Raw genomic sequence first — 14,338 nt, 5'->3', positions numbered from 1 at the left:
CGGAATTCAACGCCCCGGGAAGCGGTGGGCACATGTGGCCGGAAACAGCCCGCCCACCGTCCCGGCGGCGTGCTGCCGGGACGGGGGCCGGGCGGTGACCGCCGCGCGGTGCGCGGCGGTCCGCAACGCGTCAGGACACGAAGTACGTCGGGTTGGGGAGCTTGTACGTGCGGTCGGCGTGACCGCCGTCCAGGTCCGAGTACTGGTCACCGAAGTTGGCGATGACGTCGTACCCGAGGTCGTCCTCGATGTGCTCGCGGGTACCGGCCTTGTACTGCACGGTCGTGCAGTTCCAGGCACCCGGGGCGGCGCAGTCGCTCAGGTAGGCCGGGGGGTTGGCCTTGTCCTTGAGGAACATGTGGCCGGTGTCGAGGTTGATGTCGACGCCGACCTTCTTCAGGTTCTCCACCGCGCCGGCCCGCTGCGCCTCGCTGAGGCCGGAGTTGTAGAAGACCTCGACGCCCTTGGACTCGGCGTAGCGCACCAGTTCGGGGCTGCCGAAGACGGCCGGGCGGTCGGCGCGGTTCACGTAGTCGCTCCACGTGGTGGGGTTGTACGTGTAGTTGTAGCGCTTCTCGTAGTCGAGGCTGAGCAGCAGGGTGTCGTCGATGTCGAAGACGACGGCCGGCTTCTCGCCGTGGTGGTGGGCCTTGCGGGCCGCCTTGGCTATGTAGCGCCTGGCGGCGGCGTCGATGCGCGCCAGGTCCTTGGCGTACGGGCTGGCCGGGGAGGCCTGGTAGACGCCGTCGCTGTCGGCGGTGGTGCCGTAGTAGGTGTCGATGTCCTTCACCAGGAGCCCGATGTTGTAGGGCTCGTGGGTGGAGTTCGCCGTCGACTGACCGGCGGTGGCCGCACCGGCGCCGTACAGGACGCCACCGGCGAGGGCACAGGCGGCGGTTGCCGCCGCGATCCGCAGTGATTTATGCATGACAGGTTTTCTACGCGCGTCACCAGGGGTAGCGCGAGGACCTTTGCCCGATCGATATCAAGCCATCTGGCGGGAGGGCCCGGCGCGGCGCCTTCAGAAGGCGTGGACGTCGCCCTCCATCGCGGCGCGGGTGGGGCGGCCGAAGACCTCGCCGGCGCGGGCGGTGGCCGCGGCCCTGGTGAGGGTGGGGCCGACGTGTGTCACGAGCAGTTCGCGCACCCGCGCCTCCCGGGCCGCCCGGCCGGCGTCCTCGGGGGTGAGGTGGACCCGTGGGAGGTGTTCGCCTCCGCGGTGCCCGTCGACGTCCGCCTCGCACAGGAAGAGGTCGGCGCCGGCGGCGAGCCCGGTGAGCGCGGCGCAGGGGCCGCTGTCCCCGGAGTAGGCGAACACGCTCCCCTGGCATTCGGCGCGCAGCCCGTACGCCTCGGTGTCGTGGGTGACGGCACGGGTGGCCAGCCGAAGGTTCCAGTGCCGGACGTCGTGGCCGTCGTACAGGGACCGGAAGTCGAGGACGCCCTTCAGGAACTCGACGTCCGGACGCCCGAGGAAGCCCGCCAGCCGGCGCGCGCAGTCCTGCGGCGCGTACACCGGTACGGGCGCGGCCGGGGTCATCCCGCCGTACGCGAAGGCGTAGGCGGCGGCGAGCAGGTCGGCGCTGTGGTCGGCGTGCAGGTGCGAGATCCAGATCGCGGTGAGCCGGGCGGGGTCCGTGTGCCGCTGCAGGGCCGCGAACGTCCCGGGCCCCGCGTCCACCCACACCTCGGCGCCGCCGCCGGCCAGCAGGTACCCGGAGCACGGCCGGTCGGGCCCGGGGTGCGGGGAGGCGGCGCCGAGAACGGTGAGGGTGAGCGGCATAGCACGGAGAGTACGGGGTGCGCGGGCGGGATCCGGCCGGTTCGGCCCGGTTCGGGCGGGCACCGCACCGGGCCGGAGGCGGCGCGTCAGCGGCGGCACCCGAGCGCCGCGCGTGGTCGGGTGCCGCCCCGACCGCCGGAGCCGCTTCCCCACCGGGGCCGGGGCGTCACGGCCGCCAGTCCGGATCGCGGCCGCTCAGGCCGATCGTGCGGTCCAGCAGGGACGCGGTGGACGGGACCGGGACGACCGCGCCGAAGGGGGCGTCGCCCCGGGACGGGGCCTCGGCGGCGGCCAGGAGGAAGTGTGGGCCGCCTCGAGGGCACCCGGGTCCGGACGGTAGGACCGGCCCGTCGAGCGGGCCAGGTCCCAGCCGTGGACGACGAGTTCGTCGGCGGCCACCGCGCCCGCGACCGCGCCGGGCAGGTCCACACCGCCGGCCCGGGTGAAGCCGGTCCAGGCGGCCGGGTCGCGCCATGCCTCGGCCAGTTCGTCCAGCGCCTCCGGCAGCTCCGCGAGCACGCCGGGGCCGAGGTCCGGCATGACGGCACCCGGGCTGGTGTCGGTCGTCGGGCCGAGGTCCTTGCGGGCCGCGTCGCGGAAGGCGACGGACAGGGTCAGCAGATGGCCCAGCAGGTTGCGCACCGCGCAGCCGGGGCACGGGGTGGGGTCCGCCGGCCGCTCGTCGCCGACCGCCTCCGCGAGTTCCGCCACGATGCGGGCCTGCGGGCCCAGGTCGACCATGCTCATGTCCTGCTCCTTCGGGGTCGCACCGGCTCTACGAGGGGTTGACCGGCGCGAGGACGCGAACTCATCGGTGTCCCGCCGTCGCGCCACCACGGCGAACACGGCGGCGGCAGCGGCCGCGGCGCCTCGCGCGCATGGGCCATGATGTCCGCGCACGGCCGTCCACCACGCGTCAGAGGCGACCAAGGAGTCCGAGGATGCCCGCTCCCCGCACCGTTCTGCTCACCGGCGCCGCCGGCGCCCTCGGCACCCTGATGCGGTCCCGGCTGCCGGAGTACGGCTACACGCTGCGCCTGTTCGACGCGCGGCCCGTCGAGGGCGAACCGGACGCCGTCACCGCGGACCTCGGCGACACCGGCGCGCTGCGCGCGGCGGTACGGGGCGTGGACGCGATCATCCACCTCGCGGGCATCTCCCTCGAGGCGCCGTTCGAGAAGATCCTGCGGTCGAACATCGAGGGCACCTACCACCTGTACGAGGCCGCCCGCCTCGAAGGCGTGCCCCGGGTCGTCTTCGCCTCCTCCAACCACGCCGTCGGCTTCACCCCGGCCCCGCGCCCGGGCGAGCCGCCGATTCCCGTCGACACCCCGCGCCGCCCGGACACCTTCTACGGCCTGTCCAAGTCCTTCGGCGAGGACCTCGCCCAGCTCTACTGGGACAGGCACGGCCTGGAGACCGTCTCCGTACGCATCGGTTCCTGCTTCCCGGAGCCGACCAGCGTGCGCATGCTCTCGGTGTGGATGAGCCCGGACGACGGCGCCCGGCTCTTCCACGCGGCACTGACCGCCGAGGAGGTCGGCCACACCGTGGTCCACGGTTCCTCGGCCAACACCCGCCTGTGGTGGGACCTCACGAGCGCGCGGGCGCTCGGCTACGAACCCCGGGACGACTCCGAGCCGTACGCGCCACGGCTCATCGCGGAGCAGGGCGAGCTCGACCCGGCGAATCCCGCGCACAGCCACCTCGGCGGCCATTTCGTGAACGACCCGCCGATCTGGCCGTACTGACCCGGCCGGCCGTCGGCGGACCCGGCCGGCCGCCGAGGCCGGGACGGGCCGCTCGCCCCGGCGAGCGGGCGCCGAACGGGCCCGCCCGCCGCCGCTCGCGGGCAGCCGCGCCGTCCGGCCCCACCCCGCCGTGGACGGTCCCGCAGGTCCGCGGCAGGCACCGCACCCTGCGAAACGGGCACAACCGGGCAGGATCGGGCTCACAACGGTCTGGGCCGGGTGGCGGAGGCGGGCACCTTCCTGCAGTTCGGGGTGGCCGACCACGCGACCCGGGTGACCGTCGACCCGTACCGGATCTACAACCAGGAGATCACCATCACCGGCTCCATGGCGGTGCTGCACAGCTTCGAGCGGGCGGCGGAGCTGTTCGGGAACGGCGTGCTGGACCCGGAGGTGTTCATCAGCGACCGCGTCCCGCTGGAGCGCTACCCCGAGGCACTGGAGCAGTTCGCGGCGGGCGTCGGCCGGAAGATCGTCGTGGTGCCCTGAGCCGAACGGGGGTAGGGCCGTCGGTAAGGGAACGGTAAAACGGCGCCGATCGTTCACCCGGCATGACAGCTATGACCCCCGGCTCGAACATCCCTCTGTCCGCCGCCCGCGTGACGGTGGACGTCGCCGCCCCGGTGCGGCTCGACGTATCGGGCCTGCTGCTCACCGCCGACGGCAAGGTGCGCTCCGACGACGACTTCATCTTCTACAACCAGCCCGGCGGCCCCGGTGTGACGTACCGGTCCGGCGGTGGTGCGGCGCCCGACGCGATCGAGGTCGACACCGCCGCCGTACCGCCGGAGATCGAGAAGATCGTGGTCACCGCAAGCCCCGACGCGGCGGGCCAGACCTTCCAGGGCATCGAGCCGACGGCCACTGTCCGGGACGCCGCCGGCGGCTCGGTCCTGGCCACCTTCACGCCCCCGCGGCTCGGCTCCGAGACGGCACTGGTGGTCATGGAGATCTACCGACGCAACGGCCAGTGGAAGGCCCGTGCCGTCGGCCAGGGGTACGCCGACGGGCTGGCGGGAATCGCCACCGACTTCGGTGTGACGGTGGAGGAGCCCGCCGCCGCGCCCGCCGCGCCGCCGGTCGCGGCACCCGTGGCCGCGCCGCAGCCGCCGACCGCCCCGCCGATGCCCGCCGCGGCCCCGGCCGCCCCGCCGCCGGCGTCCGCCGCGCCCGCGGCTCCGGCGCCCGGCAGCGGGAAGGTCAACCTGGACAAGGGCCGGGTCAGCCTCCGGAAGAACCAGACCGTGTCCCTGGTCAAGGGCGGCCGTCCGCTGCTCTCCCTGGTCCGGATGGGCCTGGGCTGGGAGCCCGCGTTCCGCGGCAAGGACATCGACCTGGACGCCTCGGTCATCGCCTACGGCCCGCAGCGCAACCCGGTCGACAGCTGCTACTTCGGCAAGCTGTCGATCCTGAACGGCGCCATCAAGCACTCCGGCGACAACCTCACCGGCGAGGGCGGCGGCGACGACGAGGTGATCGTCGTCGACCTCGGCAGGATCCCGCAGGAGGTCACCGGTCTGGTCTTCACGGTCAACTCCTTCTCCGGCCAGAAGTTCACCGAGGTCGCCAAGGCCTACTGCCGCCTGGTGGACGCGGCCTCGGAGGAGGAGCTGGTCCGCTTCGACCTGACCAGCGCGGAGCCGCAGACCGGCGTGATGATGGCCAAGCTCATCCGGCAGTACTCCGGCGAGTGGGAGATGACGGCGATGGGCGAGTTCGTGAAGGCCCGCACGGTGCGGAACATGGTCGACCCGGGGGCGCGGGCGCTGTAGCCGCCGCCCGTACGACGCTCAGGGGCGCTCCCGCGCGGGGCGCCCGCCGGGCGGCCGGCGGTGCAGGCCTTCCATCAGCAGGGACAGATACCGGCGGATCTGGCCGCCCTGCCCGTCGGCGAACTCCGAGGCCGTCGCCACGCCGTGCGCCAGCCGCAGCAGTTCGACGGGCTCGACGTCGGCCCGCAGGGTGCCCTCGGCCCGCGCCGCCGCCACCAGCCGGGCCGCGGCGTCCCGGACCGGGGTGCAGCAGACCGGGACGGGCGCCGCCCCGCCGTCCATGACGGCCGAACCCAGCAGCGCCTTCAGCCCGCGCACCCGGATCGTTCCGGCGCACAGCTCGGTCAGCCACTCCTCCAGCGCCGGTCCCGGTGGCAGGCCCTCCGCCAGTTCGTCGGCGCGCGCGGCGAGCGCCGCCATCCGGTCGGTGTAGGCGGCCTCCAGCAGCGCCCGGCGGGTGGGGAAGTGCCGGTACAGCGTGCCGGAACCGACACCGGCGCGCTTGGCGATGTCGTCGAGGGAGGCGTGCTCCCCGTGCTCGGCGAAGACCTCCGCCGCCACCTCCAGCAGCCGCTCGTAGTTGCGCCGGGCGTCCGCGCGCATGGGTCTGGCCTGCGTCATCCGGGAACTCCTCGCGAACCGTGGGCCGTTCCCGAACAGTACCGGGCGTGCTTCGGGCCGGGCGGTCAGCGGCGGTCCGGCGGCTCGGGGCGGGCGCCCACCGGGTCCGGGCCGGGCCGGCGGCGGATCACGCCGGTGCCCAGGGCGATCGTGGCGCGGATGCGCATGGGACCGTCACCGCGACGGGACAGCACACAGACCCCGGCCACGCGCGCGTGCAGTACGCCGAGCCGGGCGGCGCACCCGGCCGCCAGCTCCCGCGGGGCACGGGTGCGGCCGAGCGAGAGGTGCGGGGTGAAGCGCGGGAAGCGGTCCACGCACTGCGGGAAGGGCTCCGCCAGCGCGTCCCGCAGCCGCGTCCAGGGGGCGAGGCCGGCCGCCGCGGGGTCGAGCCACACGGTCGCGAAGCCGCGATGCCGGAAGAAGCGGACGCCGTCGAGCCGGATGTCGAAGGGCTCCGGGTCCGCGGCCGCGGCGGCCAGCAGGGGGAGCGCCGCCGGGAGGTCCTCCTCCGGCACGAAGCCGAAGAGCAGGTTCACATGGGGTGGCCACCGGTGGATCTGCGGGTCGTGCTCGGCCCGGATCCGCTGGACGGCGGGCCACAGCGCGCCCGGGGGCAGCCAGGCGACGGCGGTCCGGGGTGTCGGCGCCGACGCGAGGCGCCCGGGGACGGCGGCCGGGCCGGGCCGCCCGGCCGGACCGGGTGTCGGGGGGGCGGGGCACACCTCCATCATGGCCCCGCCCGCCGCGGCCCGCCGCTCCCCGGCACACCGCTCAGCCGGAGGCGGGCCGGCTCAGCGCCGCTGCCGCTTCCAGGGGCCCGTGATGGCCAGCATGATGCCGGGTGTCTGGATGTTGGCGTACAGGGTCCTGCCGTCGGGCGAGAAGGTGACGCCGGTGAACTCGCTGTACTCGGGCTCCTCGGCGGTGCCCAGGTTCAGCTCGTTGCGGGCGATGGGGTAGGTGCGGCCGCTCTCCGTCGCGCCGAACAGGTGCTGCACGCCCTCACCGTCCTCGGCGATGACCAGGCCGCCGTACGGGGAGACGGTGATGTTGTCCGGGCCGTCGAAGTCGCCGTCGACGGACGGGTCCGGGTTGACGCCGATGAGGACCTTCAGCGTCAGGGTGCGGCGCCCGGGGTCGTAGAACCAGACCTGGCCGTCGTGCTGGACGGGGCTCTCCGCACGGGCGAACGAGGAGACGACGTAGGCTCCGCCGTCGCCCCACCACATGCCCTCGAGCTTCCGGGCGCGGGTGACCCGGCCGTCGTCGAACTGCTTGCGGGTGGAGAGCTGCTTGGCGTCGCGGTCCGGGACGGTGACCCAGTCGACGCCGTACACCGTGCCGGCCGCCGTGGCGCGGGAGAGGTCGTCGACGAACCGGCCGCCGGAGTCGAAGCACCTGAAGGCCTGCAGGACGCCGGCGTCGTCGGCGAGGGTGCGCAGCCTGCCGCGGCCGTGGCGGAAGCCCTCCGGCGGGGTCCAGCGGTAGAGCAGGCCGTTGGGGCCGGAGGCGTCCTCGGTGAGGTAGAGGTGACCGCGCCTGGGGTCGACGACGACGGCCTCGTGGGCGTACCGGCCGAGGGCCTTGACCGGCTTGGGGTCGCGGTTGGCCCGGCAGTCCTCGGGGTCGACCTCGAAGACGTAGCCGTGGTCCTTGGTGAAACCGTTCTTGCCGGCCTTGTCCTCGGTCTCCTCGCAGGTGAGCCAGGTGCCCCACGGGGTGCTGCCGCCCGCGCAGTTGGTGGCGGTGCCGGCGATGCCCACCCATTCGGCGACCTCGCCGCCGCGACGGACCTCGACGACGGTGCAGCCGCCGGCCGCGGCCGGGTCGTAGACGAGGCCCTCGGTGAGCGGCACCGGGTGCGGCCACTGGGCGCGGGCCCCGGCGAGCTCGTGGTTGTTGACGAGGAGCGTGGTGCCGCGCGGGCCGTCGAAGGCGGCGGTGCCGTCGTGGTTGGACGGCGTGAACTCGCCCGACTCCAGCCTGGTCTTCCCACTGTGGGTGATGACCCGGTACGTGAATCCGGCGGGCAGCGCGAGGATGCCGTCGGGGTCGGGGAGCAGGGGGCCGTAGCCGACGCCGTGGTGCCCGTGCCCGTGCCCGTGCGCGGACCCGCCGTCCGCGCCCGCGGTGTCCGTGGCGGCGAGGGCTCCCGGAGCGGTGGCGAGAGCGCCGACGCTGCCCGCGAGGGCGACTCCGGCACCGGTGATCGCGGATTTCCTGGCGAAGTCCCTGCGACTGAGCGACATGGTGTCTCCTGTGACGTGGGCGTGCCGTGGAGGGTGGCGTCCTGGGGCCGGCGCTCACGCTCCCGTCCGGTGCTGAACGGGGGTTGAACGCCGGGCTGCTTCAGGGGTGCCTCTTCCATGAATCCGTACGCACCGCGAGGTCGTGCACACCGGGAAGCCGCACGCGTCGCGAAGCCGTACGGACCGCCCGACGGCCGGTGGGAGCACCGGCCGCGGCCCGTGCCCTCAGCCGCCCTGCTGCGAGCGGGCCTTGAAGGCGGCCTTGCGCGCCTCCTTGGCCACCTTCTTGTCCGGATGCAGCCGCCCCATCGCCTCCAGCACGTCGGCGGTCGCGGGGTGGTCCACCCGCCAGGCCGCCGCGAAGAACCCGCTGTGCTGCTCGGCCAGGCCCTCCACCAGGGCCTGCAACTCCTCGGAGTTGCCCTCGGCCTGGAGTTGGGCGGCCAGGGTGTCGACGGTCAGCCAGAACACCAGTTCCTGGGAGGGCGCGGGCACGCCCGAGGCGCCGTGTTCGCTGAGCCAGACCCGGGCGAGTCCGCCCAGCTCGGGGTCGTCGAGCACGTCCCGCAGTGCCGGTTCGGCCTCCGCGCCGAGCAGGGACAGCGCCTGCTGGCAGCGCAGCCGGCGCAGCGGTGCCCCGGTGTCGGCGCCGCGTGCCGCCGTCAGCAACTCCCGTGCCGAGGCGAGCGGTTCGCGCCGGGCCAGCCACTGCTCGGTCTCGGCGCGGGCGGCGGACTGGCCGAAGCGGGAGGTGCCGTCGAGCAGCGCGTCCGCGCCCTTGTCGGCGAGTTCGCCGACCGCGGGCGCCTCGAAGCCGGCCTCCAGCAGCCGCGCCCGCAGCCCGTACGCACCGAGCGGGGTCAGCCGCACCATGCCGTAGCGGGAGACGTCGGTGTCGTCCACGGGCGCCGCGGGCTCCTCGTCGGCGTCCGCCATCAGTGCCTCGTCCACCGGCTGGTACTCGACGAGACCGACCGGCTCCAGCATCCGGAACTGGTCGTCGAGGCGCATCATCGCGTCGGAGACCTGCTCCAGGACGTCGTTGGTGGGTTCGCCCATGTCGCTGGGGACGATCACCGAGGCGGCGAGGGCGGGCAGCGGTACCGGGGCGTCACCCGGGCCGTCCTCACTGACGGTCAGCGCGTAGAGGGTGCCGAGGACGCCGTCGAGGAACTCGGCCTCGGCCTCCGGGTCCCAGTCGAGAGACTCGAAATCGATCTCGCCGCCCGCGTCGACGGCGTCGAGCAGACCGTCCAGGTCGGGCACGCTCGCGTCCGCGACGACCGTCTCCAGGGCGCTGAGCCACACGGTGAGCACGTCGTGCGGGGAACCGGCGGTGAGCAGCGCCAGTTCCTCCCCGGCCGTGACGGTCCCGGCCTCCTCGTCGGTGACCGCGACCAGCCCGGCGTCCACGGCGACCCGCCAGGCCTCGCTCGCGTGGGCGGCGGCGTCGTCGCCGCCCAGCCCGAGCAGTTCGGCCGCGGCCGGCAGCCGCTCCTCGACCAGTCCGCCACCGGCGTCGACCTGGGTGTCGGGCCCGGCCCAGCGGGCGAGTCGGGCCGCGCGGGAGAGCAACGGCGTGGACAGCGCGGCGCGCGCCAGCTCCGCTTCGGGACGCAGCCGCACGGGCGGCAGGGGGGAGCTGTCTGACATCGACTGAATCTCCTAGGACCGTGAAAGGGCTCAGCCGCTCAGCCTAGACGGATTTCCACCCATGCCGCCCGGTTCATCTCCCCGACGGGCACCGTACATGGCCGAAACCTTGACAACTCCCCTCCCCAGGCAGGAGATTGACGCGCGTAGAAGTTGGGGGGACAACTGTTCACTCGGCTCTACGCGTGTCACAGAGGGCCACGAGTCCCACACGCTGCCGTTTCGCCCTCGTCCCGGCGCCCAGTCACGTCCCCGGAGGGATCCCTTGCCGAGCAGGTCTTCCGCGCGCCTCGCCGCGCTCACCGTCGCCGCCGTCTGCAGCGCGGCGTCCGCCGTCGTCCTCACCACTCCCGCGCACGCCGACTCGGTGCGCATCCACGACATCCAGGGCACCACCCGGATATCCCCGTTCGCGGGGCAGAAGGTCACGGACGTCCCCGGCATCGTCACGGCCACCCGCACCTACGGCTCCTCCAAGGGCTTCTGGCTGCAGGACACCGCGCCGGACGACAACCCGGCCACCAGCGAGGGCGTCTTCGTCTACACCGGTTCCACGCCGAAGGTCGCGGTCGGCGACTCGGCCACGGTGACCGGCACGGTCTCCGAGTACGTCCCGGGCGGCACCTCCTCCGGCAACCAGTCGGTGACGGAGATCACCAAGCCCACGATCACCACGGTCTCCACCGGCAACGCCGTCCCGGCCCCGGTCGTCGTGGACGAGGACGCGGTGCCGGACGCCTACGCCCCCGCCGGCGACACCGCCGCGGCCGGCTCGGTCAACGGCCTCACCCTCGACCCGTCGGCGTACGCCCTGGACTACTACGAGTCCCTGGAGGGCATGAACGTCCAGGTCGCCGACGCGCGAGTGGTCACCGCGACCGACCCGTACAGCGAGCTGTGGGTCACGGTGAAGCCGCACGAGCACGCCGGCCGCCGCGGTGGCACGGTCTACGGCTCCTATGACTCCCAGAACACCGGCCGGCTGCAGATCCAGTCGCTGGGCTCGACCGCCGACTTCCCGAAGGCGGACGTCGGCGACACCCTGGAGGGCACCACCACCGGCCCGCTGGACTTCAACCAGTACGGCGGCTACACCCTGGTCGCGAGCGAGCTGGGCTCGCTGAGGAGCGGCGGCCTGCAGCGCGAGACCACGCAGAAGCAGTCCCGCCGCGAGCTCGCGGTGGCGACGTACAACGTCGAGAACCTCGACCCGTCGGACGCCACCTTCGGCGAGCACGCCGCGGCGATCGTGCACAACCTGCGATCGCCCGACATCGTGTCCCTGGAGGAGATCCAGGACAACAACGGCGCCCAGGACGACGGCACCGTCGACGCGAGCGAGACCGTGAACAAGCTGATCGACGCGATCGTCGCCGCGGGCGGCCCGGAGTACGACTGGCGGTCGATCGACCCGGTCAACGACCAGGACGGCGGCCAGCCCGGCGGCAACATCCGCCAGGTCTTCCTGTTCAACCCGGAGCGGGTGTCCTTCGTGGACCGCGCCGGCGGCGACTCCACCACCGCGATCGGCGTCACCAAGGAGCGGGGCAAGGCGCGGCTGACGGCCTCCCCGGGCCGGATCGCCCCGGCCGACGCGGCCTGGGAGAACAGCCGCAAGCCGCTGGCCGGCGAGTTCGTCTTCCGCGGCAAGACGGTGTTCGTGATCGCCAACCACCTGAACTCCAAGGGCGGCGACCAGGCCCTGACGTCGCAGTACCAGCCGCCGGTGCGCAGCTCGGAGATCCAGCGTCACGCGCAGGCGACCGTGGTGAACGGCTTCGTCAAGGACATCCTGTCGGTGCAGAAGAACGCGAACGTCATCGCGCTCGGCGACATCAACGACTTCGAGTTCTCCGGCACCACCCGGATCCTCGAGGGCGACGGCGCGCTGTGGTCGGCGATCAAGTCGCTGCCGAAGAGGGAGCGTTACACCTACGACTACCAGGGCAACCAGCAGGTCCTGGACCAGATCCTGGTGAGCCCGGCGATCCGCCGCCACTGCGGCCTCGAGTACGACAGCGTGCACATCAACTCGGAGTTCCACGACCAGATCAGCGACCACGACCCGCAGGTGCTGAGGTTCCGTCCGTAACCGCCGTCCGGCTCAGGACTGGCCGAACACGCCGTTCAGCCAGTCCTGCCAGGCCGCCTCGCCGGCCCGGCCGTCCGCGTCGGGCGCGAAGTCGTGGACGCTGATGCCGAGCGGGGCGCCCCAGTGGCCGCGCCCGCAGAAGCGGATGAGGGCGCGGTCGGTGCGCAGCCCGATGAAGTACGGGTTGCGGTAGTCGAGTACGGCGTCCAGGGTCCGCCCGCCGGGTTCCTGCTCGGCTTTCGGGGCGGGCCGGCCCCGGACCGCGGGACGGAGGGCGACGGCGATCCGGGGGTCGCGGCCGTCCTCGATCACGGACCCGGTCACCTGCGACCGCCCCCGCACCGATGGCTTCCCCATGGTCCGGGAGGACGGAGGCTTCGGCGCGGGGGCGGTCGGCGGTACCGGTCCGCCGCAGGGGCGGACGGGCGGGAGCGGTTCAGGAGCAGCGGCCGCGCTGCCGGCGCCAGGCGACGACCGCCACGACGGCGGCGGCCGTGAGGGCACCGGCGGCCAGGACCGGCCCCCGGTGCCGCCTGCCCGCCTCCAGCGCGCCGCGCAGCTCCGGCAGGCCGTCGCCGGCGTGCCGCGTGCGCCGTTCCCGCAGGGCGTGCCCGGCGCTGGTGGCCTGTTCCTGCAGCGCGTGCCCGGCGGTCGCGGCGCGTTCCTGCAGGGCGTGCCGGGCCGGGGCCGAGCGGTCCTGCAGCGCGTGCCGGGCGTGGCCGGACCGGCCCTGCACGGTGTGGCCGGCCTGCGCGGCGCTGGAGCGGAGCTGCACGCTCATGGCGCCGGCCTTGTCCTTCAGGTCGGCGGCGCGGGCCTTGGCCCGGCCCTTCATGTCGGCCCTGCCGACGAGCTGCTCGACGGTGTCGCCGAGCTGGCTGCGGGTCCGCTCTATCTGGTGGCGCAGTTCGTCGGGGCCCTTGGCTCCCGAGCCGTGCGGGTTCTTGTGGCTCATCGGTGTGCCCTTTCCCTGATCACGTCGACGTCCGCCTTGACGCTGTCGAGCGTCGCCTCGGGCCTGGGCGGGGTCGCACGGCGCAGTTGCGCCCGTCCGGCCACGGCCAGCAGGCCGGCCACGGCGAAGAACACCGCGGCGACGATCAGCGCGGACGCCCACACCGGCAGCGCGAGGGCGATCGCGGCGGTGGCGGCGCCGGCCAGGGTGATCAGGCCGACGTAACCGACGGCGCCCGCGGCACCGAGCAGTCCGCCGCCCCGTCCGGCGTGGCGCCCCTTCTCGGACAGCTCCTCCTTGGCGAGGGCGACCTCCTGCCGCAGGAGCCGGGAGAGCTGTTCGGTGGCCCGGCTGACGAGTTCACCCGTGGACGGGTGCCCGTCGACAGGGGGCCGTGTCTGCGAGGTCACGGTCACGTGTTCCGCCTCCTCCTCCGTACGGAACCCCCCGAGTACCCAGCGGCCCGGGTCCGTCACCCTCTTCCCTCTCCCCCCGCCCCGGGTGGACCCAGCCGGGCGAGTTGCGTCTGGAACCAGTCCAGCCGCGCCTGCAACAGGGCCGCCTCGGCCACGAGTTCGGGCACGCCCGGGTCCCCGTCGGCCGTCGGCCCGGCCGACGGCGCGGTGGCGGCCGGCACCACCCGCAGACCCTCTCCGGCCAACCGGGCGAAGCCCGCGAGCGGGACGGACCTACGTGCCCGCACGCAGCCCGCGCACGCGGGCGACAGGGCCCGCCAGCCGGGTCTGCCCCAGCCGGCGTCGGCGAGCGCCACCGGGCCGGCCCCGCAGGCGCAGGGGCCGACGGTCGCGGTGCGCACCCGCTGCCGGGCGTACCGGAAGCCGCGCTCGAAACGGATGTAGGCGCCGAGCACGGAGACTTCGAGCAGGACGGCGGACCGGTGCTCGGCCGTACACAGCAGGGCCTCGACGGCCGTGCGGTCGTGCACGCAGTGGAATCCGCAGTCGCACAGGCGCGCGGGCGCGCGATGCCGGCGCCCGTAGACGCAGGAGGCGTCGTCGAGCACGCCGTACGGCAGCGCGCCGCCCAGGGACACACCGGTGAACCCGGCCCGGGTGCCGTCCTGCGACAGCACCGGGTGGGCGATCTTGTATCCGGTCGGCGGCTCCGTCGGGCGTTCCACCGGGAGCCGCAGCCTCATCGGGCCGCCGGAACCTCTTCGCGGGCCGGTTCGGCCGGTACGGTGCGGGCGCTCTCCTCGGGGAGATCCGGCTCCTGCTGGTGGACGAGGGGCCGCTCCTCGGCGACTCCGGTGGCCAGTGCCTTGCCGAGCTTCATGGTGCCTCCCATGACCGACGTCAACGACCGTCCCGACTCATAGTGACCCATGTCGGCCGACTTGGACACACGGCCTTCGGCCACCACCCGAACCTGTCAGCATCCCTTATGGATATCTCGTAGTGAATTTAAGTAGAGCTTCACCATGGGAACGCCGAGACTA

General features: G+C 73.8%; 14 protein-coding genes and 2 pseudogenes. 4 read left to right on the top strand and 12 right to left on the bottom strand.

What is annotated here, in order from left to right:
* Window positions 1-130 precede the first annotated feature (130 nt).
* The 3 genes from MXD57_RS24015 to MXD57_RS24005 all read right to left on the bottom strand — a co-directional run bounded on the left by MXD57_RS24015 (window position 131) and on the right by MXD57_RS24005 (window position 2,530).
* Window positions 131-928: an HAD family acid phosphatase gene (locus MXD57_RS24015; RefSeq protein WP_250403881.1), complete on the bottom strand. Its 798-nt coding sequence runs from the start codon at window positions 926-928 to the stop codon at window positions 131-133.
* 93 nt (window positions 929-1,021) lie between these two features.
* Window positions 1,022-1,783: an MBL fold metallo-hydrolase gene (locus MXD57_RS24010; protein ID WP_250403880.1), complete on the bottom strand. Its 762-nt coding sequence runs from the start codon at window positions 1,781-1,783 to the stop codon at window positions 1,022-1,024.
* A gap of 195 nt (window positions 1,784-1,978) precedes the next feature.
* Window positions 1,979-2,530 carry a TIGR03086 family metal-binding protein gene (locus MXD57_RS24005; protein WP_250403878.1) on the bottom strand — a complete coding sequence of 184 codons (552 nt, stop codon included), beginning with the start codon at window positions 2,528-2,530 and terminating at the stop codon, window positions 1,979-1,981.
* Between the two features lie 194 nt (window positions 2,531-2,724).
* Here MXD57_RS24005 and MXD57_RS24000 point away from each other — a divergent pair, with 194 nt between their 5' ends.
* The 3 genes and pseudogenes from MXD57_RS24000 to MXD57_RS23990 all read left to right on the top strand — a co-directional run bounded on the left by MXD57_RS24000 (window position 2,725) and on the right by MXD57_RS23990 (window position 5,306).
* Window positions 2,725-3,534, top strand: a complete 810-nt coding sequence (locus MXD57_RS24000; protein ID WP_250403876.1) for an NAD-dependent epimerase/dehydratase family protein — start codon at window positions 2,725-2,727, stop codon at window positions 3,532-3,534.
* Between the two features lie 204 nt (window positions 3,535-3,738).
* Window positions 3,739-4,023 (top strand): annotated as a pseudogene (locus MXD57_RS23995) (alcohol dehydrogenase); the annotation flags it as partial.
* 71 nt (window positions 4,024-4,094) lie between these two features.
* The gene (locus tag MXD57_RS23990; protein ID WP_250403907.1) at window positions 4,095-5,306 is read left to right on the top strand and encodes a TerD family protein; all 1,212 of its coding nucleotides are present in this window, start codon (window positions 4,095-4,097) and stop codon (window positions 5,304-5,306) included.
* Window positions 5,307-5,324: 18 nt separating this feature from the next.
* Here MXD57_RS23990 and MXD57_RS23985 read toward each other — a convergent pair whose 3' ends face one another.
* From MXD57_RS23985 to MXD57_RS23970, 4 genes are all read right to left on the bottom strand, one after another.
* Window positions 5,325-5,927 carry a TetR/AcrR family transcriptional regulator gene (locus MXD57_RS23985; protein WP_250403874.1) on the bottom strand — a complete coding sequence of 201 codons (603 nt, stop codon included), beginning with the start codon at window positions 5,925-5,927 and terminating at the stop codon, window positions 5,325-5,327.
* A gap of 65 nt (window positions 5,928-5,992) precedes the next feature.
* The gene (locus tag MXD57_RS23980; protein ID WP_250403872.1) at window positions 5,993-6,661 is read right to left on the bottom strand and encodes a 2'-5' RNA ligase family protein; all 669 of its coding nucleotides are present in this window, start codon (window positions 6,659-6,661) and stop codon (window positions 5,993-5,995) included.
* Between the two features lie 60 nt (window positions 6,662-6,721).
* Window positions 6,722-8,179: an alkaline phosphatase PhoX gene (locus MXD57_RS23975; protein WP_250403870.1), complete on the bottom strand. Its 1,458-nt coding sequence runs from the start codon at window positions 8,177-8,179 to the stop codon at window positions 6,722-6,724.
* A gap of 225 nt (window positions 8,180-8,404) precedes the next feature.
* The gene (locus tag MXD57_RS23970) at window positions 8,405-9,832 is read right to left on the bottom strand and encodes a hypothetical protein (protein ID WP_250403868.1); all 1,428 of its coding nucleotides are present in this window, start codon (window positions 9,830-9,832) and stop codon (window positions 8,405-8,407) included.
* 265 nt (window positions 9,833-10,097) lie between these two features.
* Here MXD57_RS23970 and MXD57_RS23965 point away from each other — a divergent pair, with 265 nt between their 5' ends.
* On the top strand, window positions 10,098-11,924 hold the full coding sequence (locus tag MXD57_RS23965; RefSeq protein WP_250403867.1) for an endonuclease/exonuclease/phosphatase family protein: 1,827 nt from the start codon (window positions 10,098-10,100) through the stop codon (window positions 11,922-11,924).
* Window positions 11,925-11,936: 12 nt separating this feature from the next.
* On the opposite strand, the pseudogene MXD57_RS23960 reads toward MXD57_RS23965, so the two are convergent.
* The 5 genes and pseudogenes from MXD57_RS23960 to MXD57_RS23940 form a co-directional block, all read right to left on the bottom strand.
* Window positions 11,937-12,149, bottom strand: a pseudogene (locus tag MXD57_RS23960) (SRPBCC domain-containing protein); the annotation flags it as partial.
* Window positions 12,150-12,360: 211 nt separating this feature from the next.
* The gene (locus MXD57_RS23955; RefSeq protein WP_250403865.1) at window positions 12,361-12,879 is read right to left on the bottom strand and encodes a DUF3618 domain-containing protein; all 519 of its coding nucleotides are present in this window, start codon (window positions 12,877-12,879) and stop codon (window positions 12,361-12,363) included.
* The gene (locus MXD57_RS23950) at window positions 12,876-13,295 is read right to left on the bottom strand and encodes a phage holin family protein (protein ID WP_250403863.1); all 420 of its coding nucleotides are present in this window, start codon (window positions 13,293-13,295) and stop codon (window positions 12,876-12,878) included. The genes MXD57_RS23955 and MXD57_RS23950 overlap by 4 nt, the downstream gene beginning before the upstream one ends.
* 56 nt (window positions 13,296-13,351) lie before the next feature.
* Complete coding sequence (locus MXD57_RS23945; RefSeq protein WP_250403860.1) at window positions 13,352-14,038, bottom strand: hypothetical protein; 687 nt, start codon at window positions 14,036-14,038, stop codon at window positions 13,352-13,354.
* Window positions 14,035-14,187 carry a hypothetical protein gene (locus MXD57_RS23940; RefSeq protein ID WP_250403911.1) on the bottom strand — a complete coding sequence of 51 codons (153 nt, stop codon included), beginning with the start codon at window positions 14,185-14,187 and terminating at the stop codon, window positions 14,035-14,037. Before MXD57_RS23940 ends, MXD57_RS23945 begins: the two co-directional genes overlap by 4 nt.
* Between the last annotated feature and the right edge of the window lie 151 nt (window positions 14,188-14,338).

Source organism: Streptomyces cellostaticus (assembly GCF_023630175.1).
Lineage (GTDB): Bacteria > Actinomycetota > Actinomycetes > Streptomycetales > Streptomycetaceae > Streptomyces > Streptomyces cellostaticus_A.
This window is presented reverse-complemented; position numbering and strand designations above follow the sequence as displayed.

Coding starts and splice junctions, on each gene's coding strand:
- MXD57_RS24015 (WP_250403881.1), bottom strand. CDS start 928: ATGCATAAATCACTGCGGATCGCGGCGGCAACCGCCGCCTGTGCCCTC.
- MXD57_RS24010 (WP_250403880.1), bottom strand. CDS start 1,783: ATGCCGCTCACCCTCACCGTTCTCGGCGCCGCCTCCCCGCACCCCGGG.
- MXD57_RS24005 (WP_250403878.1), bottom strand. CDS start 2,530: ATGAGCATGGTCGACCTGGGCCCGCAGGCCCGCATCGTGGCGGAACTC.
- MXD57_RS24000 (WP_250403876.1), top strand. CDS start 2,725: ATGCCCGCTCCCCGCACCGTTCTGCTCACCGGCGCCGCCGGCGCCCTC.
- MXD57_RS23990 (WP_250403907.1), top strand. CDS start 4,095: ATGACCCCCGGCTCGAACATCCCTCTGTCCGCCGCCCGCGTGACGGTG.
- MXD57_RS23985 (WP_250403874.1), bottom strand. CDS start 5,927: ATGACGCAGGCCAGACCCATGCGCGCGGACGCCCGGCGCAACTACGAG.
- MXD57_RS23980 (WP_250403872.1), bottom strand. CDS start 6,661: ATGATGGAGGTGTGCCCCGCCCCCCCGACACCCGGTCCGGCCGGGCGG.
- MXD57_RS23975 (WP_250403870.1), bottom strand. CDS start 8,179: ATGTCGCTCAGTCGCAGGGACTTCGCCAGGAAATCCGCGATCACCGGT.
- MXD57_RS23970 (WP_250403868.1), bottom strand. CDS start 9,832: ATGTCAGACAGCTCCCCCCTGCCGCCCGTGCGGCTGCGTCCCGAAGCG.
- MXD57_RS23955 (WP_250403865.1), bottom strand. CDS start 12,879: ATGAGCCACAAGAACCCGCACGGCTCGGGAGCCAAGGGCCCCGACGAA.
- MXD57_RS23945 (WP_250403860.1), bottom strand. CDS start 14,038: ATGAGGCTGCGGCTCCCGGTGGAACGCCCGACGGAGCCGCCGACCGGA.
- MXD57_RS23940 (WP_250403911.1), bottom strand. CDS start 14,187: ATGGGAGGCACCATGAAGCTCGGCAAGGCACTGGCCACCGGAGTCGCC.